The 24266-nt window shown below is 54.8% G+C and carries 24 protein-coding genes and 1 riboswitch; of the genes, 14 read left to right on the top strand and 10 right to left on the bottom strand.

Annotated features, from left to right (window positions below; translation table 11 throughout):
• Window positions 1-26 precede the first annotated feature (26 nt).
• From bioB to uvrB, 5 genes are all read left to right on the top strand, one after another.
• Window positions 27-1067, top strand: coding sequence for a biotin synthase BioB (gene bioB, locus FDW92_RS16020; protein WP_042309634.1), 1041 nt, complete (start codon window positions 27-29; stop codon window positions 1065-1067).
• Entirely contained in the window at window positions 1064-2221 is a 1158-nt protein-coding gene (gene bioF, locus FDW92_RS16015; RefSeq protein WP_042309632.1) for an 8-amino-7-oxononanoate synthase, read from the top strand. Before bioB ends, bioF begins: the two co-directional genes overlap by 4 nt.
• Complete coding sequence (bioC, locus tag FDW92_RS16010) at window positions 2205-2960, top strand: malonyl-ACP O-methyltransferase BioC (protein ID WP_042309631.1); 756 nt, start codon at window positions 2205-2207, stop codon at window positions 2958-2960. The genes bioF and bioC overlap by 17 nt, the downstream gene beginning before the upstream one ends.
• Entirely contained in the window at window positions 2953-3651 is a 699-nt protein-coding gene (bioD, locus tag FDW92_RS16005; protein WP_042309629.1) for a dethiobiotin synthase, read from the top strand. Before bioC ends, bioD begins: the two co-directional genes overlap by 8 nt.
• Window positions 3652-4268: 617 nt before the next feature.
• Complete coding sequence (uvrB, locus tag FDW92_RS15995) at window positions 4269-6290, top strand: excinuclease ABC subunit UvrB (RefSeq protein WP_042309626.1); 2022 nt, start codon at window positions 4269-4271, stop codon at window positions 6288-6290.
• A gap of 91 nt (window positions 6291-6381) precedes the next feature.
• Here the strand turns inward: uvrB and yvcK are convergent, their stop codons facing one another.
• Entirely contained in the window at window positions 6382-7290 is a 909-nt protein-coding gene (gene yvcK / locus FDW92_RS15990; RefSeq protein WP_042309625.1) for a uridine diphosphate-N-acetylglucosamine-binding protein YvcK, read from the bottom strand.
• Window positions 7291-7579: 289 nt separating this feature from the next.
• A riboswitch (molybdenum cofactor riboswitch) is annotated at window positions 7580-7725 on the top strand.
• Between yvcK and moaA the strand changes: the two genes are divergently transcribed.
• The 6 genes from moaA to FDW92_RS15960 all read left to right on the top strand — a co-directional run bounded on the left by moaA (window position 7713) and on the right by FDW92_RS15960 (window position 11159).
• Window positions 7713-8702 carry a GTP 3',8-cyclase MoaA gene (gene moaA, locus FDW92_RS15985; protein WP_047025511.1) on the top strand — a complete coding sequence of 330 codons (990 nt, stop codon included), beginning with the start codon at window positions 7713-7715 and terminating at the stop codon, window positions 8700-8702. Its footprint overlaps the riboswitch before it by 13 nt.
• A gap of 18 nt (window positions 8703-8720) precedes the next feature.
• The gene (moaB, locus tag FDW92_RS15980) at window positions 8721-9233 is read left to right on the top strand and encodes a molybdenum cofactor biosynthesis protein B (protein WP_042309623.1); all 513 of its coding nucleotides are present in this window, start codon (window positions 8721-8723) and stop codon (window positions 9231-9233) included.
• 2 nt (window positions 9234-9235) lie between these two features.
• On the top strand, window positions 9236-9721 hold the full coding sequence (gene moaC / locus FDW92_RS15975) for a cyclic pyranopterin monophosphate synthase MoaC (RefSeq protein WP_006685391.1): 486 nt from the start codon (window positions 9236-9238) through the stop codon (window positions 9719-9721).
• Complete coding sequence (gene moaD / locus FDW92_RS15970) at window positions 9714-9959, top strand: molybdopterin synthase sulfur carrier subunit (RefSeq protein ID WP_042309621.1); 246 nt, start codon at window positions 9714-9716, stop codon at window positions 9957-9959. The genes moaC and moaD overlap by 8 nt, the downstream gene beginning before the upstream one ends.
• Before the next feature lies 1 nt (window position 9960).
• On the top strand, window positions 9961-10413 hold the full coding sequence (moaE, locus tag FDW92_RS15965) for a molybdopterin synthase catalytic subunit MoaE (RefSeq protein WP_038639065.1): 453 nt from the start codon (window positions 9961-9963) through the stop codon (window positions 10411-10413).
• Window positions 10414-10454: 41 nt separating this feature from the next.
• Window positions 10455-11159: a Bax inhibitor-1/YccA family protein gene (locus FDW92_RS15960; RefSeq protein WP_038639068.1), complete on the top strand. Its 705-nt coding sequence runs from the start codon at window positions 10455-10457 to the stop codon at window positions 11157-11159.
• Between the two features lie 51 nt (window positions 11160-11210).
• Here the strand turns inward: FDW92_RS15960 and FDW92_RS15955 are convergent, their stop codons facing one another.
• The 3 genes from FDW92_RS15955 to FDW92_RS15945 are packed head-to-tail and all read right to left on the bottom strand — an operon-like array spanning window position 11211 to window position 14172.
• Window positions 11211-12173, bottom strand: a complete 963-nt coding sequence (locus tag FDW92_RS15955) for a YbhN family protein (RefSeq protein WP_042309619.1) — start codon at window positions 12171-12173, stop codon at window positions 11211-11213.
• Window positions 12173-13414 carry a cardiolipin synthase ClsB gene (gene clsB / locus FDW92_RS15950; RefSeq protein WP_042309617.1) on the bottom strand — a complete coding sequence of 414 codons (1242 nt, stop codon included), beginning with the start codon at window positions 13412-13414 and terminating at the stop codon, window positions 12173-12175. The genes FDW92_RS15955 and clsB overlap by 1 nt, the downstream gene beginning before the upstream one ends.
• Complete coding sequence (locus FDW92_RS15945) at window positions 13411-14172, bottom strand: endonuclease/exonuclease/phosphatase family protein (RefSeq protein ID WP_042309615.1); 762 nt, start codon at window positions 14170-14172, stop codon at window positions 13411-13413. The genes clsB and FDW92_RS15945 overlap by 4 nt, the downstream gene beginning before the upstream one ends.
• Window positions 14173-14304: 132 nt before the next feature.
• Between FDW92_RS15945 and FDW92_RS15940 the strand changes: the two genes are divergently transcribed.
• Window positions 14305-14715, top strand: a complete 411-nt coding sequence (locus FDW92_RS15940) for a YbhQ family protein (RefSeq protein ID WP_042309614.1) — start codon at window positions 14305-14307, stop codon at window positions 14713-14715.
• Here FDW92_RS15940 and FDW92_RS15935 read toward each other — a convergent pair.
• From FDW92_RS15935 to cecR, 5 genes are read right to left on the bottom strand one after another with little or no spacing between them, the layout of a single operon-like run.
• Window positions 14677-15783, bottom strand: coding sequence for an ABC transporter permease (locus tag FDW92_RS15935; protein WP_042309612.1), 1107 nt, complete (start codon window positions 15781-15783; stop codon window positions 14677-14679). The two genes, FDW92_RS15940 and FDW92_RS15935, sit on opposite strands and share 39 nt — an antisense overlap.
• Window positions 15784-15793: 10 nt before the next feature.
• A complete protein-coding gene (locus FDW92_RS15930) occupies window positions 15794-16927 on the bottom strand; it encodes an ABC transporter permease (RefSeq protein ID WP_042309610.1) in 1134 nt (377 codons plus the stop codon).
• Entirely contained in the window at window positions 16920-18656 is a 1737-nt protein-coding gene (locus FDW92_RS15925; protein ID WP_042309609.1) for an ATP-binding cassette domain-containing protein, read from the bottom strand. The genes FDW92_RS15930 and FDW92_RS15925 overlap by 8 nt, the downstream gene beginning before the upstream one ends.
• Entirely contained in the window at window positions 18649-19644 is a 996-nt protein-coding gene (gene hlyD / locus FDW92_RS15920) for a secretion protein HlyD (RefSeq protein ID WP_042309608.1), read from the bottom strand. Before hlyD ends, FDW92_RS15925 begins: the two co-directional genes overlap by 8 nt.
• Window positions 19641-20318, bottom strand: coding sequence for a transcriptional regulator CecR (cecR, locus tag FDW92_RS15915; RefSeq protein WP_042309607.1), 678 nt, complete (start codon window positions 20316-20318; stop codon window positions 19641-19643). Before cecR ends, hlyD begins: the two co-directional genes overlap by 4 nt.
• 221 nt (window positions 20319-20539) lie before the next feature.
• Here cecR and rhlE point away from each other — a divergent pair, with 221 nt between their 5' ends.
• Window positions 20540-21883 carry an ATP-dependent RNA helicase RhlE gene (gene rhlE, locus FDW92_RS15910; protein WP_042309606.1) on the top strand — a complete coding sequence of 448 codons (1344 nt, stop codon included), beginning with the start codon at window positions 20540-20542 and terminating at the stop codon, window positions 21881-21883.
• A gap of 67 nt (window positions 21884-21950) precedes the next feature.
• On the opposite strand, the gene FDW92_RS15905 is transcribed toward rhlE, so the two are convergent.
• Window positions 21951-22685, bottom strand: coding sequence for a GntR family transcriptional regulator (locus tag FDW92_RS15905; protein WP_042309605.1), 735 nt, complete (start codon window positions 22683-22685; stop codon window positions 21951-21953).
• 202 nt (window positions 22686-22887) lie between these two features.
• On the opposite strand from FDW92_RS15905, the gene FDW92_RS15900 reads away from it, so the two are divergent.
• Window positions 22888-24240: an adenylosuccinate lyase family protein gene (locus tag FDW92_RS15900; RefSeq protein ID WP_042309604.1), complete on the top strand. Its 1353-nt coding sequence runs from the start codon at window positions 22888-22890 to the stop codon at window positions 24238-24240.
• Window positions 24241-24266: the final 26 nt, after the last annotated feature.

Here is a 24266-nt window from a genome sequence, read left to right as displayed (position 1 = left end):
AAACTGACAACGAAACGTATACCAATATGGCTCATTCTTCTCGCTGGACAATGTCGCAAGTCACCGAATTATTTGAAAAACCACTGTTGGATCTGCTGTTTGAAGCGCAACAGGTTCATCGTCAGCACTTCGATCCGCAGCAGGTACAGGTCAGTACGCTGTTGTCGATTAAGACCGGCGCCTGCCCGGAAGACTGCAAATATTGTCCGCAAAGTTCCCGCTATAAAACGGGTCTGGAAACGGAACGCCTGATGGAAGTGGAACAGGTGCTGGACTCGGCGCGTAAGGCGAAGCAGGCTGGTTCAACGCGGTTTTGCATGGGGGCGGCGTGGAAGAACCCGCACGAGCGCGATATGCCTTACCTGGAACAGATGGTTCAGGGCGTGAAAGAATTGGGGCTGGAAGCTTGCATGACGCTGGGCACGCTCAACGAAACCCAGGCCCAGCGCCTGGCCGATGCGGGTCTGGATTACTACAACCACAACCTCGACACCTCGCCGGAATTTTACGGCAATATCATCACCACCCGGTCTTATCAGGAACGTCTGGATACGCTGGATAAAGTGCGCGAAGCCGGGATTAAAGTTTGTTCAGGCGGTATTGTCGGATTAGGCGAAACGGTCACCGATCGCGCCGGTCTGCTTTTGCAATTAGCCAATCTGCCGACGCCGCCGGAAAGTGTGCCGATCAACATGCTGGTGAAAGTGAAGGGCACGCCGTTGGCGGATAACGACGACGTCGACGCGTTTGATTTCATCCGTACCATCGCCGTGGCGCGCATCATGATGCCAACCTCTTACGTGCGTCTTTCTGCCGGGCGCGAGCAGATGAACGAGCAAACCCAGGCGATGTGCTTTATGGCCGGGGCTAACTCGATTTTCTACGGCTGCAAATTGCTGACCACGCCGAACCCGAATGAAGATAAAGATTTGCTGTTGTTCCGCAAGCTGGGTCTCAACCCGCAGCAAACGGCGGTGCTGGCAGGGGATAACGAACAGCAACAACGTCTGGAGCAGGCGCTGCGTACCCCGGATACCGACGATTACTACAACGCGGCAACCGTATGACCTGGCAGCAAAAAATTGACGATGCGCTCACGGCGCGTCGTTGCGCTGATGCGTGGCGTCGGCGCTATGCGGTGACCCAGGGCGCAGGTCGTTGGTTGCAGACCGACGGCCGCCAGTATCTGAATTTCTCCAGCAACGACTACCTTGGCTTAAGCCACCATCCGCAGATTATCTGCGCGTGGCAGCAGGGAGCTGAACGTTTTGGCGTCGGCAGCGGCGGATCGGGTCATGTCAGCGGTTATTCCGTGGCTCACCAGGCGCTGGAAGAAGAGCTGGCGCAGTGGCTGGGCTATTCGCGGGCGTTGTTATTTATCTCCGGTTTTGCCGCTAATCAGGCGGTGATAGCCGCATTGATGGAAAAAGACGATCGCATTGTCGCCGACAGGCTTAGCCATGCCTCGCTGTTGGAGGCCGCCAGCCTTAGCCCTGCTGTTTTACGTCGCTTTACCCATAACGATCCGCAACATCTGGATCGTCTGCTGACTGTCCCCTGTCCGGGGCAGCAGCTTGTGGTGACTGAAGGCGTGTTCAGCATGGACGGCGACAGCGCGCCGCTCGCTGAAATCCACGCGGTGGCGGAACGTCACGGTGCGTGGCTGCTGGTGGACGATGCGCACGGCGTTGGCGTAACCGGTGAAGAAGGGCGCGGCTCCTGCTGGCGACAGCAGGTCAAACCCGAACTGTTAGTGGTGACGTTTGGTAAAGGATTTGGCGTCAGCGGCGCGGCAATCCTGTGTTCTGACAGCGTGGCCGACTATCTGTTGCAGTTTGCCCGCCATTTGATCTACAGCACCAGTATGCCTCCGGCGCAGGCTCAGGCCCTGCGCGCCGCGCTGGCGGTGATCCGCAGCCGTGAAGGCGATGAACGCCGGGAAAAGTTAGCGATGCTGATCCAGCGTTTTCGCGCTGGGGTGAATACGGCGGGCTTAACGCTGGCGAATTCTACCAGTGCTATTCAGCCGCTGATTGTTGGCGATAACCATAAAGCCTTGCAACTGGCGGATGCGCTTCGACAACAGGGATGCTGGGTGACGGCAATTCGCCCGCCGACGGTGCCCACCGGTACGGCCAGATTACGGCTGACGCTGACGCAGGCACATGAGGTGCAGGATATCGATCGTCTACTGGAGGTGTTGCATGGCGCAGGTCAATAAACAGGCGATTGCCGCCGCGTTTGGCCGCGCTGCCACTCACTATGAGCAACACGCAGAGTTACAGCGTCAGAGTGCCGATGCGTTACTGGCGCTACTGGATGGCAGTACGTTCTCGCAGGTATTGGATGCGGGCTGTGGGCCGGGGCGTATGAGTCGCTATTGGCGCGAGCAGGGGAGCGAGGTTTGCGCGCTGGATCTGTCATCGCAAATGCTGGCTGAAGCGCAGCGTCACGATGTCGCCCATCACTATCTGCTGGCGGATATCGAAGCCATCCCGCAGGCAACCGCGAGCTTTGACCTGGCCTGGAGTAATCTGGCCGTACAGTGGTGTAGCGACCTGCGCGGCGCGTTAAGCGAGCTTTACCGGGTGGTGCGTCCTGGCGGGACGGTGGCGTTTAGTACCCTGGCGCAGGGGTCGATGCCGGAACTTCGTCAGGCCTGGCAGGCGGTTGACGATCGGGAGCATGCCAACCGTTTTTTGCCCGTGGAACAACTGGAAAACGCCCTGTATGACTGGGATGTTGAATACCAGTCTCATGCCGTCACGCTGTGGTTTGATGATGCGCTGAGCGCCATGCGCTCGCTAAAAGGCATTGGCGCGACGCATTTGCATGATGGGCGCGAGCAGCGTGTGCTAACGCGCGCTCAGCTGCGCCAGCTACAGTTAGCCTGGCCCTGTCAGCAGGGGAAATACCCGCTGACCTACCATCTTTTTTTAGGAGTAATTCAACGTGACTAAAACGTATTTTGTCACCGGGACGGACACCGAAGTCGGTAAAACTATCGCCAGCTGTGCGTTGCTTCAGGCTGCGGGACAGCTGGGGTTGCGAACCGTCGGCTACAAGCCGGTGGCGTCTGGCAGCGAAATGACCGCTGAAGGTCTGCGAAACAGCGATGCGTTGGCCCTACAGCGCCATAGCGTTGTGGCGGTCGATTACGCGGCGATTAATCCCTATACCTTCGCTGAACCCACCTCGCCGCATATCATCAGCGCCGATGAAGGTCGTCCCATTCAGGCTTCCGTGATGTCTGCAGGGTTACGCACGCTTGAAGCGCAGGCTGACTGGGTACTGGTGGAGGGGGCAGGGGGATGGTTTACGCCGCTTTCGCCAACGCTGAGTTTTTCCGACTGGGTCAAAACGGAGCAGTTGCCGGTGATTCTGGTGGTTGGCGTTAAGCTCGGCTGCATCAATCACGCTATTCTGACCGCCCAGGCGGTGCAGCAGGCCGGACTGACGCTTGCCGGATGGGTAGCCAATGATGTGACGCCGCCCGGCAAACGTCATGCGGAATACATGGCGACGCTGAAGCGCGTGATTCCGGCACCTGGGCTGGGGGAAATTCCCTGGCTGGCAGAAGATCCTGAGCAGGCATCGACCGGACGTTATCTCGATCTCAGCATTTTGTCTTTGACGGCATCAGCCGGTTGAATCGAGGCGGGAAATAACGCTGGTCGCTATTGCAGTACGCGGACAAGAATATGGTGAAAATGCGAGCAAGATCTCGGCTCTCACTGACCGCCTCGTTAGCTGATAAATATCAAAAAATAGCGATAATTTTTTTTTATCCCCTCGGAAAAGAGAGTCAGTGCGTTTTTGCCAGGCTACAGTCCACACGGGCTGGAGGCAGTTATCCACTATTCCTGTGGATAACCTTGTGTATTAGGGTTAGAAAACACAATGTAAGCGAGAGAAGACGCGGCCTGCGACTAAATTGATGCGAAAGACGGCTTGAGATAATAATCATTAAATTACAGGTGGTTAGATAAAATCAATGGCTGTCGCAGAAGTGTCATGTGTTGCCATAAAACTTTCATCGGCTGGCTTGACAAATGTTAAAAAAGGCATTGGTTTGGGGATAACACATTTTTGCTGGTGTTTTATTTTGTCTGGGGGCAAATTTTGGCCTGCAGCCACGGCCATTTGACGGGTGTAACAGAAATATTCTGGCGCGTTACTGTTTTTTCATCCAGTATATTTTACTGGCAAAATATACTACTGCGAGTAAAATTACACACCTGCCCGCCCATTGCTTCAGGTAGCTGCTCATGAGTAAACCGTTCAAACTAAATTCCGCTTTTAAACCCTCTGGCGATCAGCCTGAGGCGATACGTCGCCTGGAAGAAGGTCTAGAGGACGGTCTGGCGCATCAGACGCTGCTGGGGGTGACGGGCTCGGGGAAAACATTCACCATCGCGAATGTAATTGCGGACCTACAGCGTCCTACCATGGTGCTGGCGCCTAACAAGACGCTTGCTGCGCAGCTGTACGGTGAGATGAAAGAGTTCTTTCCGGAAAACGCGGTGGAATATTTTGTCTCCTACTACGACTATTATCAGCCGGAAGCTTACGTACCGAGTTCTGATACCTTCATTGAGAAGGATGCATCGGTCAACGAACACATTGAGCAGATGCGTCTGTCGGCGACCAAAGCGCTGCTGGAACGTCGTGACGTCGTTGTGGTGGCGTCGGTTTCCGCCATTTATGGTTTGGGCGACCCGGACCTGTACCTGAAAATGATGCTGCACCTTACGGTGGGGATGATTATCGACCAGCGCGCGATCCTGCGTCGTCTGGCGGAGCTGCAATATACCCGTAACGATCAGGCATTCCAGCGCGGGACCTTCCGCGTGCGCGGTGAAGTTATCGACATTTTCCCGGCTGAATCCGACGACATTGCGCTGCGCGTGGAACTGTTCGATGAGGAAGTCGAGCGTTTGTCGCTGTTTGACCCGCTTACCGGGCAGGTTGAATCGACCATTTCCCGCTACACCATCTATCCGAAAACGCACTACGTCACGCCGCGCGAACGTATCGTGCAGGCGATGGAAGAAATTAAAGTCGAGCTGGCAGACCGCCGTAAAAATTTGCTGGCGAATAACAAGTTGCTGGAAGAGCAGCGCTTAAGCCAGCGTACACAGTTCGATCTGGAAATGATGAACGAGCTGGGTTATTGCTCGGGGATTGAAAACTATTCCCGCTATCTGTCCGGACGCGGTCCAGGCGAGCCGCCGCCGACGCTGTTTGATTACCTGCCGGCCGATGGTCTGCTGGTGGTAGATGAATCCCACGTCACTATTCCGCAAATTGGTGGCATGTACCGTGGCGACCGGGCGCGTAAAGAGACCCTGGTCGAATACGGATTCCGTCTGCCCTCGGCGCTGGATAACCGTCCGCTTAAATTTGAAGAGTTTGAGGCGCTGGCCCCGCAGACCATCTACGTCTCGGCAACGCCGGGGAACTATGAGCTGGAGAAATCCGGTGATGACGTGGTTGATCAGGTGGTACGACCGACCGGCCTGCTGGATCCGGTGATAGAAGTGCGTCCGGTGGCGACGCAGGTTGACGATCTGCTGTCGGAGATCCGCACGCGTGCGGCGATTAACGAACGTGTGCTGGTCACCACGCTCACCAAACGCATGGCGGAAGACCTCACCGAATACCTCGAAGAGCACGGCGAGCGGGTGCGCTATCTGCACTCCGACATCGATACCGTGGAACGTATGGAAATCATTCGTGACCTGCGCCTGGGCGAGTTTGACGTGCTGGTGGGTATCAACCTGTTACGCGAGGGCCTGGACATGCCTGAGGTCTCGCTGGTGGCGATTCTGGACGCAGACAAAGAAGGGTTCCTGCGCTCTGAACGCTCACTTATCCAGACCATTGGTCGCGCGGCGCGTAACATCAACGGCAAGGCGATTCTCTACGGCGATAAAATTACCGCCTCGATGGCCAGGGCGATTGGTGAAACTGAACGTCGCCGCGAGAAGCAGCAGCGTTACAACGAAGAGCACGGTATTACGCCGCAGGGGCTGAACAAGAAAGTGGTCGATATTCTGGCGCTGGGTCAGAATATTGCGAAGACCAAGGCGAAGGGCAAAGGGAAGTCACGTGCGGGTACGAAGTCTGACGTTGTCGAACTGGATATGACGCCAAAAGCCTTGCAGCAAAAGATTCACGAGCTGGAAGGGCAAATGATGCAGCATGCGCAGAATCTCGAATTTGAAGAGGCAGCGACGATCCGCGATCAACTGCATCAACTGCGCGAGTTATTTATTGCGGCATCGTAAACTTGTGCCGGATGCGGGGTATCCCCTTATCCGGCCTACGGGGTGTTTGCGTTTGTCGGCCTGATAAGCGCAGCGCATCAGGCAGGTCCGTTCAGCCTAATGCCTGTACCGCTTTCTCCAGCGCGCGGTGCAGCAGCTGACGGTCATGACGGTACGGAATATCGCTGGCTTCCAGCACTTCCTGAATCACAATGCGGTCGGTAACGGCGGAAACATCTACTTTCGGGCCGACAACCACCGCGTCTATCACTTTCTTGCCAACGTACTGTTCGATGATTGCCAGCTTATCGTTAAGCGTCAGGCTGGCTGCTGGCAGGCTTAATTCGCGACCCAGGTTGCCAATGTAGACCATCCTGGCGGGGGTACGCCGTAATGCCTGCGCCAGTTCGTCGAGCAGCAGGATCGGCATCAGGCTGGTATAAAAACTGCCTGGTCCTATCAGAATCAAATCCGCTTCGGCGATTGCCTCAACCGCTTCTCGCGTGGTGGGGACTTTTGGCGACAGCATCAGTTCCTGAGGAGGGATAGTGAGCTGATCGATATTCACTTCGCCATAGACTTCATGCCCCTGATCATCAATAGCCATCAGGTCCACCGGCAGCTCTGACATCGGAATTAAATGCGCATCCACCTTCAGCAGGTTGCGAATTAAATTAATGGCCTCCAGAGGCCGCACGCTGAGGTGATCGAGCGCCTTTAACATTAAATTTCCGAGGTTATGTCCGGAAAGCTCGCCATTACCGCCAAAACGGTATTCAAACATAGCGGATGCAACGCTGGGTTGGGTAATTAACTGGTTCAGGCAGTTACGCATGTCACCCCAGGCGATGCCGCCTTCAGAACGACGAATACGCCCCGTGGAGCCGCCATTATCGGTGGTGGTTACGATACCCGTCAGTCGTGAACCTAAAGGGGAAAGTGAGGAGAGAACGCGTCCTAATCCATGCCCTCCGCCGAGAGCGACAACGCGATCTAAATCTGCCAGCGTGCGAGTGCGCATAGAGTTTCCTGATATCAATTGATCGGCGCTACAGTACCGTAAATAGCGTGTTTTCAGCAATTATCCAGTTGGCATTTGCCGAAATTAATTTTCGGCGATCTACCCCTTTCTGATGACATGCACCTGACAGCAAGATGATGTATATCAATGCAAAACTGTGGTTTTTGCTTATTCTGTAGCGAAATTGCACGATCATGACGCTATATACACATTTATACAGCGTAAGTGTGCTTGGCATTATCGCCATTTACACGCTAGTATCGGCATAACCACTACGTACTCAAAGTATGATGAGTATAAACACTCTAGCCTCTGCACCTGGGTCAAATGATACGGTGCTTTGGCCGTGGCAATGCTCGAACGAGATTGTCACCAGGGCGCAGGAAGAAATGACTGCGTCTCCCGTATTTGGAAAGGTGTACATGGGCTCTCAACTTACCGATGCTTTCGCGCGTAAGTTTTACTACTTACGTTTGTCGATTACCGATGTGTGTAACTTTCGTTGCACCTACTGCCTGCCGGATGGCTATAAGCCCGGTGGAGTCACCAATAACGGCTTTTTGACCGTTGATGAAATTCGCCGCGTCACCCGAGCGTTCGCCAGCCTGGGGACGGAAAAAGTGCGCCTGACAGGGGGCGAACCCTCATTACGTCGCGATTTTACTGACATTATTGCCGCTGTGCGTGAAAACGACGCCATCCGTCAGATTGCGGTAACGACCAATGGTTATCGTCTGGCGCGCGATGCTGCGGCCTGGCGCGATGCCGGGTTGACGGCACTCAACGTCAGCGTCGACAGTCTCGATGCCCGTCAGTTTCACGCCATTACCGGGCAGGACAAATTTCAGCAGGTGATGGCGGGCATTGACGCCGCCTTTGATGCCGGTTTCGAAAAAGTGAAGGTCAACACTGTGCTGATGCGCGATGTAAACCATCATCAACTGGACACCTTCCTGGCGTGGATCCAACCCCGTCCTATTCAACTGCGTTTTATTGAACTGATGGAAACGGGCGAGGGCAGTTCTCTCTTCCGTAAGCATCATATCTCAGGGCAAGTACTGCGCGATGAGCTTCTGCGTCGCGGCTGGATCCACCAGCTTCGCCAGCGCAGCGACGGTCCGGCTCAAGTTTTCTGTCATCCAGATTATGCTGGCGAAATTGGTCTGATCATGCCTTATGAGAAAGACTTTTGCGCCACCTGTAATCGTCTGCGCGTTTCCTCTGTCGGCAAGCTTCATCTGTGTTTATTTGGTGAAGGCGGCGTAAGCCTGCGTGACTTGCTGGAAGATGACGCTCAGCAATCCGCGCTGGAAGAACGCATTTCAACCGCGCTGCTGGAGAAAAAGCAGACCCATTTCCTGCATCAGAACAATACCGGTATTACGCAAAACTTATCTTACATTGGCGGCTGATCGCTAAAAGGAGTTTTCATGAGTCAGGTAAGCGCTGAATTTATCCCGACACGCATTGCTATTCTTACTGTTTCCAACCGTCGCGGCGAAGAGGATGACACCTCTGGTCACTACCTGCGTGACTCGGCGCTGGAAGCGGGCCATCAGATTGTTGACAAGGCGATTGTCAAAGAGAACCGCTATGCCATCCGCGCCCAGGTTTCCGCCTGGATTGCCAGTGACGATGTGCAGGTCGTGCTCATTACCGGCGGCACCGGACTGACCGAAGGCGACCAGGCGCCGGAAGCGCTGCAACCGCTGTTCGACAGAGAAGTTGAGGGTTTTGGCGAAGTATTCCGTATGCTCTCGTTTGAAGAGATCGGCACCGCGACGCTGCAATCCCGGGCAATTGCTGGGGTCGCGAATAAAACGCTGATTTTCGCCATGCCGGGTTCGACCAAAGCGTGTCGTACCGCCTGGGAAAATATCATTGCGCCGCAGCTTGATGCCCGTACGCGTCCGTGTAATTTCCACCCACATTTGAAGAAATAAGTATGTCGCAACTGACTCATATTAACGCCGCTGGCGAAGCCCATATGGTGGATGTCTCTGGCAAAGCAGAAACGGTACGCGAGGCGCGTGCTGAAGCATTCGTGACAATGCGTAGCGAAACGCTGGCGATGATTATTGATGGTAGCCACCATAAAGGCGACGTTTTCGCCACGGCGCGCATTGCCGGTATTCAGGCCGCCAAACGGACCTGGGATCTTATCCCGCTGTGTCACCCGCTGATGCTGAGCAAGGTCGAAGTCAACCTGCACGCCGAACCGGAACACGACCGTGTACGCATTGAGACGCTGTGTCGGCTGACCGGGAAAACCGGTGTGGAAATGGAAGCGCTAACGGCGGCCTCCGTGGCGGCGTTGACCATCTACGACATGTGCAAAGCGGTACAAAAGGACATGGTGATTGGTCCGGTGCGCCTGCTGGCAAAAAGTGGTGGTAAGTCGGGCGATTTTAAGGTGGATGCGCATGATTAAGGTTCTTTTCTTTGCCCAGGTCCGTGAGCTGGTCAACACGGATGCGTTAGAGGTCACCGCTGAATTTGCAACGGTCGAAGCGCTGCGCCAGCATCTGGCGACGAAAGGCGATCGTTGGGCGCTGGCGCTGGAAGACGGCAAGCTGCTGGCGGCGGTGAACCAGACGCTGGTCAGTTTTGACCACCCTCTTAACGCGGGTGATGAAGTGGCTTTCTTCCCACCGGTAACCGGAGGTTAAGATGGCTGAGACGCGAATTGTTGTCGGGCATGCGCCGTTCAGCGTTGGGGAAGAGTATCCCTGGCTTGCCGAGCGCGATGAAGACGGCGCGGTGGTGACCTTCACCGGTAAAGTGCGTAACCACAATCTCGGCGACAGTGTGCAGGCGTTAACGCTGGAACACTATCCCGGCATGACCGAAAAAGCGCTGGCGGAGATTGTCGACGAGGCGCGTACGCGCTGGCCATTAGGTCGCGTGACGGTGATCCATCGCATTGGCGCGCTGTGGCCCGGTGATGAAATTGTTTTTGTTGGCGTGACCAGCGCGCATCGTAGTAGCGCGTTTGATGCCGGGCAGTTCATTATGGATTATCTGAAAACTCGCGCACCGTTCTGGAAGCGCGAGGCCACGCCGGAAGGTGAACGTTGGGTGGATGCCCGTGACAGCGATAAGCTAGCAGCAAAACGCTGGTAGAGTACAATTGTTGTAGGCTCATACTGATTCAGGAGATTGTCATGGACCGATTCCCACGATCCGATTCTATTGTGCAGGCGCGTTCCGGCCTGCAAACGTATATGGCGCAGGTTTATGGCTGGATGACCTGCGGATTGTTGCTGACGGCGTTTATCGCCTGGTATGCGGCAAATACGCCCGCGGTGATGATGTTTGTCTTCTCCAGTAAAATCACCTTCTTTGGCCTGATTATCGCCCAGCTTGCGCTGGTGTTCGTTTTGTCCGGCATGGTGCAAAAGCTGAGCGCCGGTGTGGCAACCACGCTGTTTATGCTCTATTCGGCGTTAACCGGGTTAACGCTGTCGAGCATCTTCATCGTCTATACCTACTCGTCTATCGCCAGTACCTTTGTGGTCACCGGCGGGATGTTTGGCATCATGAGCCTGTACGGTTATACCACTAAGCGCGATCTCAGCGGTTTCGGCAATATGCTGTTTATGGCGCTAATCGGTATTGTGCTGGCTTCACTGGTTAACTTCTGGCTGAAGAGCGAAGCGTTGATGTGGGCGGTAACCTACATTGGGGTGATTGTGTTTGTCGGTCTGACCGCCTATGACACGCAGAAGCTGAAAAACATCGGTGAGCAGATCGATCTGCGTGACAGTTCTAATCTGCGCAAATACGCGATTCTTGGCGCACTAACGCTGTATCTGGACTTTATCAACCTGTTCCTGATGCTGCTGCGCATCTTCGGCAATCGTCGTTAATTATCTGTTGCCGGATAAGGCATTACGCCGCATCCGGCACTATATACACCATCATTTCGCCATTGCCCTCTCGTTTTTCGCCCGCAGCTTCTTCGCCCGACTTTCCAGCAACAGGTAGCAAATAAGCGCCAGCAGCAGCGGAATAAAATAATAGAGGACGCGATACGCAAGCAGGGCGGCGATAATCTTGCCTTGAGAAGTATCTTCTCCCGCCAGCAACGCCATAAAGACCGCCTCCAGCACACCGATCCCCGCCGGAATATGTACGATAACCCCGGCAATACTGCTCACCAGCAGCACGCCCAGCACGAAGAAATAGTTGATATCCTGACCCAGCAACAGCCAGATAATGGCTCCCATCACCATCCAGTTGGTACTGGATATCGCCATTTGCGCGATGGCGAATTTCCAGGAGGGCAGCACCAGCTTTTGGCCCCTGATGGTGATGTGGCGATGTTTAGCGAAGGCGCAAAACCAAAGATAAACGACAATAATCAGTAGCAGCGCAATGCCTAAAATGCGCAGCGTACCTTCATCGATATACCAATGCGCGGGCAGCTCGACCACGCCAAAGGTAAAAATAAAACCGCCCAGCAGAATATAGCCCAACCAGTTGGTGGTAATACTCAGCGAAAAAATCCGCGTAATAGTGCTCCCCGGCAACCCGAGGCGCGAGTAGAGCCGGTAACGCATCCCAATACCGCCCACCCAGGTGCTTAACGTCAGGTTGAAGGCGTAACAGATAAACGACACCAGCATGACCTGGCGTTTTGCCAGCTTGTGCCCACAGTAATGTCGGCCGAGCAGGTCATAGCAGCCGTAGAGTAAATAACTGACGATCACCAGCCCCACGGCGCTGAGCAGGGCAGTCCGATTGTAATCCCGGATTACCGTCCAGACCTCTTCCCAGTTGACCTTGCTGGCATAAATGACCAGCAACACGATGACGGCAATGAAAAATAGCCACGTGAGTATTTTTTTCGCTAACCGCCAGCGCGGATGTGCTTTGGCCATCAGGATTTTCCTCCGACATCCTCAGTTTGAATGCGATCCTGCGTTTCCATGGCAGGCTGTGCGGGCGGTTCTACCTCGGTCAGATGTGGTGTATGTGCGGGTAGCCAGCCGACCAGCGCCGGGAAATGGCGTAAAAAGTGGAACGCCAGCACGCTTTTAGTCAGGTTCCACCAGGTGCGTTTGGGCAGCATGGATTCATCAACCCGCTTGCAGTCCTGCGCAATAATAGGGTTCAGGTTATCGCGCAGAGTCTGGTTAAACGCACGGTCATGAATAATGAGATTCGCTTCCAGATTCAGCGACAGGCTGAGCGGGTCAAGATTGCTGGAGCCTACCGTCGCCCAATGATCGTCCATTAGCGCGACTTTGCCATGCAGAGGTTTACGGCGATATTCATAGACATGGACGCCGCCTTTTACCAGATAGTTGTACAGCAGGCGGGCGCCCACTTTCACAATCGGCATATCCGGTTCACCCTGCACGATGAGTTTTACCCGAACGCCGCGTCGGGCCGCTTTACGCAGGGCATGCAGAAAGCGATAACCGGGAAAGAAGTAGGCATTGGCAATGATCACTTCCCGTCTGGCCTGGGTAAGCATTTTCAAATAATGGCGTTCAATATCATCGCGATGTTCTTCGTTGTCGCGCCAGACAAACAGCACCTGCGCTTCGCCAGGCCGATGATTTTCGATTGCCCGATGATGACGTCGCCACCAGCGGCGTACGGCGCTCTGGCCCGGCAGGTTTTCCAGTACGAATGTCAGGATGTCGGCCACGATGGGACCTTCAACGCGTACGGCGTAATCCTGCTTGGCCTCAGGGCCGTAATCAGACATATGTTCAGCGGAATAATTGATGCCGCCGACGAAAGCAACGCGGTCATCAATGACCACAATTTTACGATGCATACGGCGAAAGAGATTAGTGCGCATGCCGAACAGACGCGGGCGCGGATCGTAGTAGCGGAAAACAATGCCAGCTGCGGTTAGCTCATTAACGAAGCTGTCGCTGAGGTCCGGCGAGCCATAGCCATCCAGCAGTACTTCGGCTTTGACGCCGCGACGTGCTGCACTCAGCAGCGCGGCATGCAGCTGTTTTCCGACCGCATCCTCAAACCAGATGAAGGTTTCGAGGATAATCTTTTGTTGCGCCTGTTCAATGGCGTCAAACACGGCGGGGTAGAACTGATCGCCGTTTTCCAGTAGTTGAATTTGATTGCCTTCACGCCAGCCAAATTTCATAAATGAATCTCCGCACTCAGAGGGGCATGATCGGACAAATGTCGCCAGTGACGCAGCGCCAGCGCCGTTGGGGTGCTGGCATTCGCATTTTTCACATAGATCCTGTCGAGACGTAGCAGGGGAAACTGCACCGGAAACGTCCGCGCCGGGCGACCGTGGGCGCGGGTAAAAATCTCGTCAAGGTCGGCATTGGCTTTCAACGGATGATTGGCTTTTTGTCGCCAGTCGTTGAAATCTCCGGCGACCACAACGGGCTCACCCTCAGGTAAGGCATTCACCCAATCTGCCAGCATAGCGAGCTGGGCCTGACGGTGAGCTTCACGCAAACCGAGATGGACACACATCACGTGAACCGGGTGGGAGAGCATCGGCGGCACGATGCGGCAGTACAGGACCCCGCGTTTTTCACTCGCGCCGACCGACACATCGCGATTTTCATAATGTTCAATAGGATAGCGCGACAGCACGGCGTTACCGTGATGCCCTTGCGGATACACGGCGTTACGTCCATAAGCGAAGTCGCTCCACATGGTATCCGCCAGAAATTCGTAGTGCGTGGTGTCCGGCCAGTTTTCCACATGCAGAGGATGCACCTCGTGTGCGCCCATTACCTCTTGCAGGCACACAATATCCGCCCCGACCGTTCTGACGGCTTCCCGCAACTCAGGCAAAATAAAACGCCGATTGAAGGCGGTAAACCCTTTATGAGTATTAATGGTGAGCACATTGAATGAAAACCGTTCTGTTTGTCTGGCCATGATTCTCCCGTTGGCGTCACTTTCCTGATTAAAATAGTGTAGTCGTCGTCACAAAAAGATGCGGTGTTGCGGAATTTTCCGTAAAGTCCGGTACTCTGAACAATTAGTCGAAAATCCTTCAGGAGAAAAGCCATGAGGTGGCAACAACGTGTTCGTGTCGCAACGGGTCTAAGTTGCTGGCAGATTGTGTTGCATTTACTGGTAGTGGCATTGCTGGTAATGGGCTGGATGAGCGGCACGCTGGTGCACGTCGGCCTGGGATTATGCGTCGTTTACGGCGTAACGGTTTTATTAATGCTGGCCTTGCAACGTCACCATGAACAGCGCTGGCGCGACGTGGCGGATGTGCTGGAAGAACTCACTACGACGTGGTATTTCGGTGCCGCGATGATCGTACTGTGGCTGCTGTCGCGCGTGCTGCAAAACAACGTCTTGCTGGCCCTGGCGGGGCTGGTGATCCTTGCCGGACCCGCCGTGGTGTCGCTGTTGGCGAAAGACAAAAAGCTACATCACCTTGCGGCGAAACATCGCATACGCCGCTGAGCCGGTTGTGGCCGCTATCACCAACAGCGGCCACAAACTTCCCCAGACAATCTTCAGACTCGCATCCTTCAGGTAAATCTGTTTCGTGATGTCCGTAAAATGGCGGATCGGGTTTATCCACGTCAGATTCTGTAACCATACCGGCATATTTTCGACCGGCGAGACGTAGCCTGAGAGCAATATCGCCGGCATCATAAAGACAAATACGCCGATAAACGCCTGCTGCTGGGTGGCGCACAGCGATGAAATCAGCAGACCAAAACCGACCAGCGACAGCCCATAAATCACCATCGTGAAATAGAACAGCCCCAGTGAACCGGCAAACGGAATGTGATAAGCCCAGATGCCGATCGCCAGCACAATGGTGGCCTGAAAAGTGGCCACAATCAGCGCGGGCACTGCCTTGCCGATGAATATCTGCCAGGTGGTTAGCGGGGAGACCAGCAGTTGATCGAGCGTGCCCTGTTCGCGCTCGCGGGCCACCGACAGCGAGGTGACGATCATCACGCCGATGGTGGTGATCATGGCGATCAGCGACGGAACCACGAACCATTTGTAGTCCAGATTCGGGTTATACCAGTTACGTACCACCAGTTCGCTGTTGTTCGGTTTTGGCTTGCCGTCCATCAGCTGCTGCTGGTACTCCTTCACGATCTGCTGCAGGTAATTGGCGGCAATTTGCGCGCTGTTTGAGTTACGTCCATCGAGGATAATTTGCATGGGCGCTTGCTGGAAGGTATCCAGATTCCGCGAAAAGTTGGCCGGGAAGCGCACCAGCAGCAGCGCTTTTTGCGTGTCGATGGTGGGCTGGATCTCCTGTGGGCTTTTCAGTAACAGGACATGCGTAAAGGCGCTGGCGCGGGCGAAGCGCTGGGTAAGCTCCACCGAGTGTTTGCCATTGTCTTCGTTATAGATAGCGATAGTAGCGTTGGTCACTTCCAGCGTCGCGGCGAACGGGAACAGAATGACCTGAATCAGCACCGGTAGAATCAGAATGGCTCGCGTCTGTGGTTCGCGTAATAGCGATTGCAGCTCTTTGCGAATCAATGTCCATAAACGATGAAACATGCCCGTCCCCTTAATCCAGCCGACGTTTGGTTTTCAGCCACGTCAGGCCAATAAACATTACCGCCGAAGCGATTAAAAACAGCACGTTGATAACCAGCACCACTGGAATGTTGCCCGCCAAAAAAAGGCTTTGCAGGGTGCTGACGAAATAGCGCGCCGGAATAATGTAAGTCACCGCGCGGATAATCGCCGGCATGCTGTCTATCTGGAAGATAAACCCCGACAACATAATCGAGGGCAGGAAAGCGGCGTTCAGCGCAACCTGCGCGGCGTTAAACTGATTACGGGTGATGGTGGAGATAAGCAGGCCCATACCGAGCGTACTGAGCAGGAACAGGCTGGTAATAAAAAACAGGATTAACAACGAGCCGCGATAGGGCACGCCAAGAATAAACACCGACACCAGCATACACAGCAGCATCGCCAGCATGCCTAAAAAGTAATAGGGGATCAGTTTGCACAGCAGCAGCTCAACGCGGGTAACTTCGGTAGACAACAGAGCTTCCATGGTGCCGCGCTCCCATTCACGCGCCACCACTAACGAGGTGAGGATCGCGCCAATCACCGTCATGATGATGGTTACCGCCCCGGGAATAATAAAGTGCTGGCTGATAGCCGCCGGGTTAAACCAGTAGCGGGTCTGCACATCGATTAACGGCTTGAACGATTCCCCGCGATCCTCTGCCCGCTGTTGCTGCCAAATCTGCCAGATACCTTCGACATAACCCTGCACAAAGTTGGCGGTATTCGGTTCGCTGCCGTCAGTAATCACCTGAATAGGGGCTGTGTCGCCGGGTCGCGCCATTTGTTGGGCAAAATCTACCGGGATCACCACCAGCCCGCGAATGCGCCCGGCCTGCATTTTCTCAATCAATTCCTGACGGTTATCGCTGATGGTGGCGTCAATGTACGGCGAACCGGTCATGGTGTGCGTAAAATCCAGCGCCTCTTCGCTCTGCTGTTCGAGCAAAATTCCCACTCGCAGCTTGCTGGAGTCGAGGTTGATCCCGTAGCCGAAGATAAACAGCAGCAACAACGGGATCACCACCGCAATCAGCCAACTGCTGGGATCGCGGACGATCTGGCGCGTCTCTTTTACGCACAGCGCGCGTACGCGTCGCCATGAGAGCGCGGAGTTACTCATGCGTATGCTCCTTATCCCAGTCATTGATGAGCGTAATAAACGCCTGCTCCATGGTTGGGTCCGGTGTGTCGCTATCGGCAGCCTTTGCTTTCAGGTCGTCCGGCGTGCCGCTGGCGATCAGTTTGCCGCGATACACCAGCCCGATGCGATCGCAATATTCCGCCTCATCCATAAAGTGGGTAGTCACCATCACCGTGACGCCTTTTTCCACCATACTGTTGATATGCAACCAGAATTCTCGACGGGTAAGGGGATCAACCCCGGAAGTGGGTTCATCGAGAAACAGGATATCTGGCTCATGCATCAGCGAGCAGGCCAGCGCCAGACGTTGTTTAAAGCCCAGCGGTAGCTCGTCGGTAGCGTGGGAGGCGATGCTTTTCAGGCCAAATGCCTCACTCATGCGATCGATCTTCTCTTTCTGCGCTCGACCGCGCAGGCCGTAGACGCCGGAGAAAAAACGCAGATTCTGTTCAACCGTCAGGTTGCCGTACAGGGAGAATTTCTGCGCCATATAGCCCAGATGCTGACGCGCTTTGCCGGAGCTGACTTTGAGGTCCATATCCAGCACCAGCGCTTTGCCGGAGGTGGGAACCAGCAGACCGCACATCATTTTAAAGGTGGTGGATTTTCCGGCGCCGTTGGGGCCTAACAGGCCAAAAATCTCGCCGCGCTGCACGGCAAAGTCTACATGGTCGGTAGCGGCAAAATCGCCGAACTTTTTGGTCAACGCTTTGGCTTCGATCACCGTTTCGCCAGGCGTGCCTTCCACGGTATGCAGGATAGCACCCAGCGGCGACTCTGATGTTCCGGCCCCGCCGAGTAAATCGATAAAAGCATCCTCGAAACGGGGAACGGTTTCGTTGATGGTTATCTCCGGCATACCGTTCGCGTCCTGAATCTGCTGGGCCGTGGCCTCTTTTTTCAGGATCAAACGGACGGATTTCCCCTGAATCATCCCATCGCTGACCTGCGGCAGTTTTAACACGCGTTGCAGCAGTCGGCGGTTATTTTCCTGCGGGCTGCTCATTAAAAAGCTGCGTCCGGCCATCGTCTGCGTAAGCTGGGTCGGATCGCCCTGATACAGCAATTCGCCTTCATTCATCAGCAACACATCACGACATTGCTCAGCTTCATCCAGATAGGAGGTACTCCAGAGGATCAGCATCCCGTCGCCCGCCAGTTCATGGACCATTTGCCACAACTCGCGACGGGAAATAGGGTCGACGCCGACACCTGGCTCATCCAGCAGCAACACTTTGGGTTCGCCGACCAGCGTACAGGCAAGCCCGAGCTTCTGTTTCATGCCACCGGAAAGCTTGCCAGCCAGTCGTCCGGTAAATGGCCCCAGCGAGGTGAATTCCAGTAGCCGGGCAAAGGTTTTTTCTCGCGTTTCACCGGTGACGCTGCGCAAATCGGCATAGAGATTGAGGTTCTCCATAACCGTTAAATCTTCGTACAGGCCAAATTTCTGTGGCATATAACCCAGCACGGCATGCAGGGCGCTGTCGTCTTTGATGGGATCAAAACCAATTACCGCAGCACTTCCGGCGTCGGGTTTTAACAAACCCGCCAGCATGCGCATCAGCGTGGTTTTGCCCGCGCCGTCCGGCCCGACAAGCCCGGTCACGTAGCCGGCATGAACGGTACAGTCGAGCGGGGCGACGGCCGGTTTTTCCATTCCGGCAAAGTTTTTCGTCAGCCCATTCAGCGTAATGACGGCGTCAGTCATGCCGCGCCTCATCGCCAAACTTTATTGTTACCGGCATTCCCTGGCGCAGCGCATCGTCTGCGTCGGTCACCACAATGCGCAGACGATAAACCAGGTCGGTACGCAGGTCAGGGGTCTCGACCGTTTTCGGGGTAAACTCGGCTGTGGGCGACACGAAGCCAATTTTACCGTGATAAGGCTTATCCGGGCGGCCATCGGTGTAGAGCAGAATTTCGCGTCCTGGCTGCGCCTGGCTCAGATTTCGTTCGTCAACGTAGGCGCGAACCCAGACCGGACGCGTGAGTGATAGCGTCAGTACCGTGCCTCCTTCGTTCAGCATGCTACCCGGTTCAACCGCCCGGGTGAGAATCGTGCCGTCAGACGGAGAGGTTAACGTGGTGTCATGCAAATTCAGCTCAGCCTGCGCCAGCTCAGCTTGTGCTTGTTCGAGCGTGGCTTTCGCCTGCTCAATATCCTGCACACGATTACCGCTGCGATACTGGGCGAGTTTATCCTGGGCTGATTTCAGTGAGGCCAGCGCCTGGTCACGTGATGAACGGGCGTTTTCCAGATCGTTAGCTGAGATGGTGCGGCTTTTCCACAGTCCTACCTGGCGATTGTAAAAGTTTTGCGCATAATCATAGGCGGCCTGCGCCTGTTTGACCGCCGCTGCGGTTTGCGCAATCTCTTCTTCACGATAACCAGCCAGCATCAGATCGTATTGCGCCTGGGCAGCGGCAACATTCGCTTTTGCCTGCATTAATGCGTTTTCATACGGCGCGTGGTCCAGTTCGCCCAGCACCTGACCAGCGGTAATGGCGTCGCCTTCGTCAACCGCCAGCGAGGCCAGCCTGCCGCCGACGCGAAAACTCAGATTGACGCTACGGATATCGACGTTGCCGTAGAGCGTCAGACCGTTATCTTGCCGACTTTGATACCACCACGTTCCACCGGCAATCACGGCAACGAGGGCCGCGATAACCAGCCCGAGAACGACAGGTTTTTTCATGACTCCAGACTCCTTTGCGTTAAACCTTGCAGAATAAGATCGATGTGACAGGTAACGGTTTGCTCAATCAGCGCAGTTTTATCCTCATCAAATTGTGACCAGCCCGTCCGCAACAGAATAGTTTCTTTCCCCAGACGAAAGGCCAGCACTTCGCCGAGTATGGCGTGGGTGTGCAGAATCATTTGGGTATCGTTGGCATCGCGACCAGTATAGGCAGCAATCAGGCGCGTCAGGTGGGTATGCAGCGGATTGATAACCTGGTCGTGCACCAGTTGATAAGCCGCGGTGGGTGAAAGCTGTTCGCGCGAGATAAATTTGCTCAGGTTAACGGTGTCGTCCTGGGTTAACAGCATGATCATATTTTTACAGGCGCGCAGGATAAGTTCGCGCATCGCGCCACGATCCGGCTCCGGCTGAGCAAACAGACGTTCGGCTTCTTCTGCATGCGGGCGAAACTGTGAGCCAATAAAATCAGCAATCCACTGGGCGCAGGCGAGGTATAAATCCTCTTTTGAGCCAAAATAGTAGGTGATGGCCGCAATGTTTTGCCCGGCCTGCGCGGCGATATCGCGCGTTGTGGCGTGCAGACCATACTCGCCGAACTGCGCCAGCGCGGCGGCGATGAGCTGATTTTTCGCCTGTTCACCTTTGGTTGTCATGGTGGGTGTATTCATGGCACGACTCTGATCTTAATCAATCGATTGATTAAGATTATGACTGATGTGCAACCTTGTCCAGTCTGCGAGGTTATTTTCCGTTGAAGGGATAATTTATGCGGTACATCACAAAAACTGCTACACTCCGCCCCTTCATGACATTGTGGTTTTTGTCATCTCTATTGTGTGTATCTCCCTGAAAACGACACCGGTAACGGTCAGGGCGGTTCGGAGTTGTTATGTCTTTTGATTCCCTTGGTTTGAACCCTGATATTTTACGTGCCGTTGCCGAGCAGGGTTACCGTGAACCTACCCCTATTCAGCAGCAGGCGATCCCTGCCGTGCTGGAAGGCCGCGATCTGATGGCCAGCGCCCAGACCGGTACGGGGAAAACGGCAGGTTTTACCCTGCCGCTGTTGCAGCACCTGATTACTCATCAGCCGCATGGTAAAAGCCGCCGTCCGGTTCGTGCGCTGATCCTCACGCCCACTCGCGAACTGGCAGCCCAGATTGGCGAAAACGTTCGTGATTACAGTAAGTATCTCAATATTCGCTCGCTGGTGGTTTTCGGCGGTGTCAGCATTAACCCGCAGATGATGAAGCTGCGTGGCGGTGTAGACGTGCTGATTGCCACCCCGGGTCGTTTGCTCGATCTGGAACACCAGAATGCGGTGAAACTGGATCAGGTGGAAATTCTGGTGCTGGATGAAGCTGACCGCATGCTGGATATGGGCTTTATTCATGACATTCGTCGCGTTCTGGCCAAACTGCCGGCAAAACGCCAGAACCTGCTGTTCTCGGCAACGTTCTCTGACGATATTAAATCGCTGGCCGAAAAGCTGCTGCAGAACCCGCTGGAAATCGAAGTGGCGCGTCGTAATACCGCGTCTGAGCAGGTGACTCAGCATGTGCATTTCGTGGATAAAAAACGCAAACGTGAACTGTTGTCGCAGATGATTGGTCAGGGCAACTGGCAGCAGGTGCTGGTGTTTACCCGTACCAAACACGGTGCGAACCATCTGGCAGAACAGCTGAATAAAGACGGCATCCGCAGCGCGGCGATCCACGGTAACAAATCTCAGGGGGCGCGTACGCGTGCGCTGGCCGATTTTAAATCCGGTGATATTCGCGTGCTGGTGGCAACCGATATTGCCGCGCGTGGGCTGGATATTGAAGAGCTGCCGCACGTGGTGAACTACGAGTTGCCGAACGTCCCGGAAGATTACGTGCACCGTATTGGTCGTACCGGTCGTGCGGCTGCCACCGGCGAAGCGTTGTCTCTGGTGTGCGTCGATGAACACAAACTGTTGCGCGACATCGAGAAGCTGCTGAAAAAAGAGATCCCGCGTATTGCAACGCCAGGCTACGAGCCAGACCCGTCCATCAAAGCTGAGCCGATTCAGAACGGTCGCCAGCAGCGTGGTGGTGGCGGTCGCGGTCAGGGCGGAGCAGGACGTGGCCAGCAGCCGCGTCGTCAGGATGGCGGTGCGCCAAAAGCGAAACCGCGTAGCGGCGAAGGCAAACCGGCAGGCGATAAGCCTCGTCCACCGCGCCGTCCGCGCAGACCGTCTTCAGCGCAGTAATTCACCAGCTGTATGGCAGTATAAACACGCTATCCGGTCTACATAATGTGTAGGCCGGCTAGGTCAATCATTCCCCTGAGCTTTGCGATTTCAGCACGATTGAGCAGGTATAGCGTCCTGCCGGGTGAATCGAAATCGTCGTCTCAAATACTTTCCCATCTCTGTCCAGATAACGACGCACAATTCTCATCGCCGGAGAATCAGGTGTTACATTGAGTATCTTTGCCACCTTTTTGGGTACGCCGACAGCCGTAATGGTCTGATGCACTTCATGACTTTTAATACCGTAGTGCGTTTCGATCAGATCGCTAATTAATGAGTGCGGATCATCGCGGATGTACGTGCGCAGCTTGGCGTAATCCGTGCTGGCGTAACTGTCGGTCCAGCAAATTGGCGCGTCCGGGTTTTGCGCATCTTCACGGGTACTGGCAATGTGCAGCCATCGGGAACCTGGCGGGCAGCCAATCAACTGGGACAACTCTATGTCCGCCACAATCTCATCGATTTTCTTGATGACGCGCAGATTGTTCCTGGCCAGCAGCAGCAGATCCTCAAGATGCGATAGCGGATGATTGACGCCGTTAGCCTTAGGTTCGCAAACGCGGGTGCCTGCGCCTTTACGCCGTGAAATCAAACCTTGCTCTGTTAATTCCCTTAACGCCTCACGCATGGTGTGGCGGCTGACCTGCCATGTTTCGCACAGTTCCATTTCCGTAGGAAACAGCGAGCCGGGGGCAAAGGTTCCCACCGAAATTTGCTGTGCCAGTTCACGTGCTATTCGCTTGTACAGAGATTCTTTCATCGCAGTTTCATCAAAATATTAGTGATCTTTATCACGAAAATTTGTACGGACTATTCCCTACATTTCTTATGAATACTATAAATGTCCGTACATTTAAATGTACGGACATTTGATAATGTCTGGACATTGCGGCGGCGTTTGAATATCCAACAAACCGCCGTAAACAAGCATCTTATCATTATCAGATTTTCCAGGGGGATTTATGGCTTCGAATGTACTTGATTCTGTTCTGTTCAGGGATTCTTTCGGCACACCGGCGATGCGCGCGGTGTTTGACGATCGCGAGCTGGTGCGCAAATACGTGGAAGTGGAGGTTGCGTTGGCTAAGGCTCAAGCGCGCTGTGGCGTAATACCTGAGGCGGCGGCGCAGGAAATTGCCGAGAAATGTAATGCCGACACGCTCGATTTTGATTTATTGCGCCATGAAACCGAAATAGTGGGGTATCCGATCCTACCGCTGGTGCACCAGATTTCTAAACAGGCTGGCGAGTCCGGCGGCTATGTGCACTGGGGGGCAACCACTCAGGACATTATGGACACCGCGGTAGTCCTACAAATTCGTGATGCGTTCACGTTAATTGAGACCGATATAAACAAACTTCGAGCGACGCTCGCAGACCTCGCACGTCGCTACCGTGATACGCCAATGGCCGGGAGAACCCACTTACAACAGGCTTTGCCCGTGACCTTCGGTTATAAAGCGGCCATCTGGCTGGATATGTTTGAACGCCACGCGGAACGTCTTACCCAGGCGCGTCCTCGTGTTCTGGTCGGCGAATTTGCGGGTGCAGCTGGTACGCTGGCATCGCTGGGGGATAAAGGGCTGGCGGTACAAAAAGCGATGATGGAAGAGCTTGGACTGAATGTTCCGACGTCCACCTGGCACGTCGCGCGTGATGGTTTTGCCGAAGCGGTTAACTTGTTAGCGGTGATTACTGGTTCGCTGGGTAAGATTGCCTACGACGTAATGTTGCTGGCAGCCAATGAGTTTGGCGAGCTGTATGAGCCGTTTGTTAAAGGGCGTGGCGCCAGCAGTACCATGCCGCAGAAACGCAACCCGATCTCCAGCGAACTGATGCTGGCCTGTGCTAAAGGCGTGCGTCAGCAAGCGGGACTGATGCTGGATGCGATGGTGCAGGACCTGGAACGGGCGACCGGGCCGTGGCATGCGGAATGGATTGCTATCCCGGAAAGTTTCGTCCTCAGCGCAGGGGCGTTGCATCAGGCCAATTTTATGCTGGCGGGGCTGATAGTCGATGAAGCGGCGATGAAACGTAACCTCGGTATGACCAACGGCCTGATAGTGGCTGAGGCGGTCATGATGGGACTGGCGCCATACATCGGTCGTCAGGATGCGCATGATGTTGTGTACGACGCCTGCCGTATCGTCAACGAACAGGGGGGGCGACTGGCTGATGTGCTGAATGCGGTGCCATCTGTTGCAGAACGACTGGATCCGCAGTTGATTGAGAAACTGACCGACCCGGCAAATTACCTGGGAATGGCACCCGCGATGGTCGATCAGGTGCTGGCCAAATATATGTCGCAGAAATGAAGGTTCTCGGGCTAACGGAATAAGGA

Source organism: Citrobacter sp. wls706, from assembly GCF_005281305.1.
In the GTDB taxonomy this organism is placed as follows: domain Bacteria; phylum Pseudomonadota; class Gammaproteobacteria; order Enterobacterales; family Enterobacteriaceae; genus Citrobacter; species Citrobacter werkmanii.
Note: the sequence above shows the minus strand (reverse complement) of the source record. Positions and strands in the feature narration are given on the sequence as shown.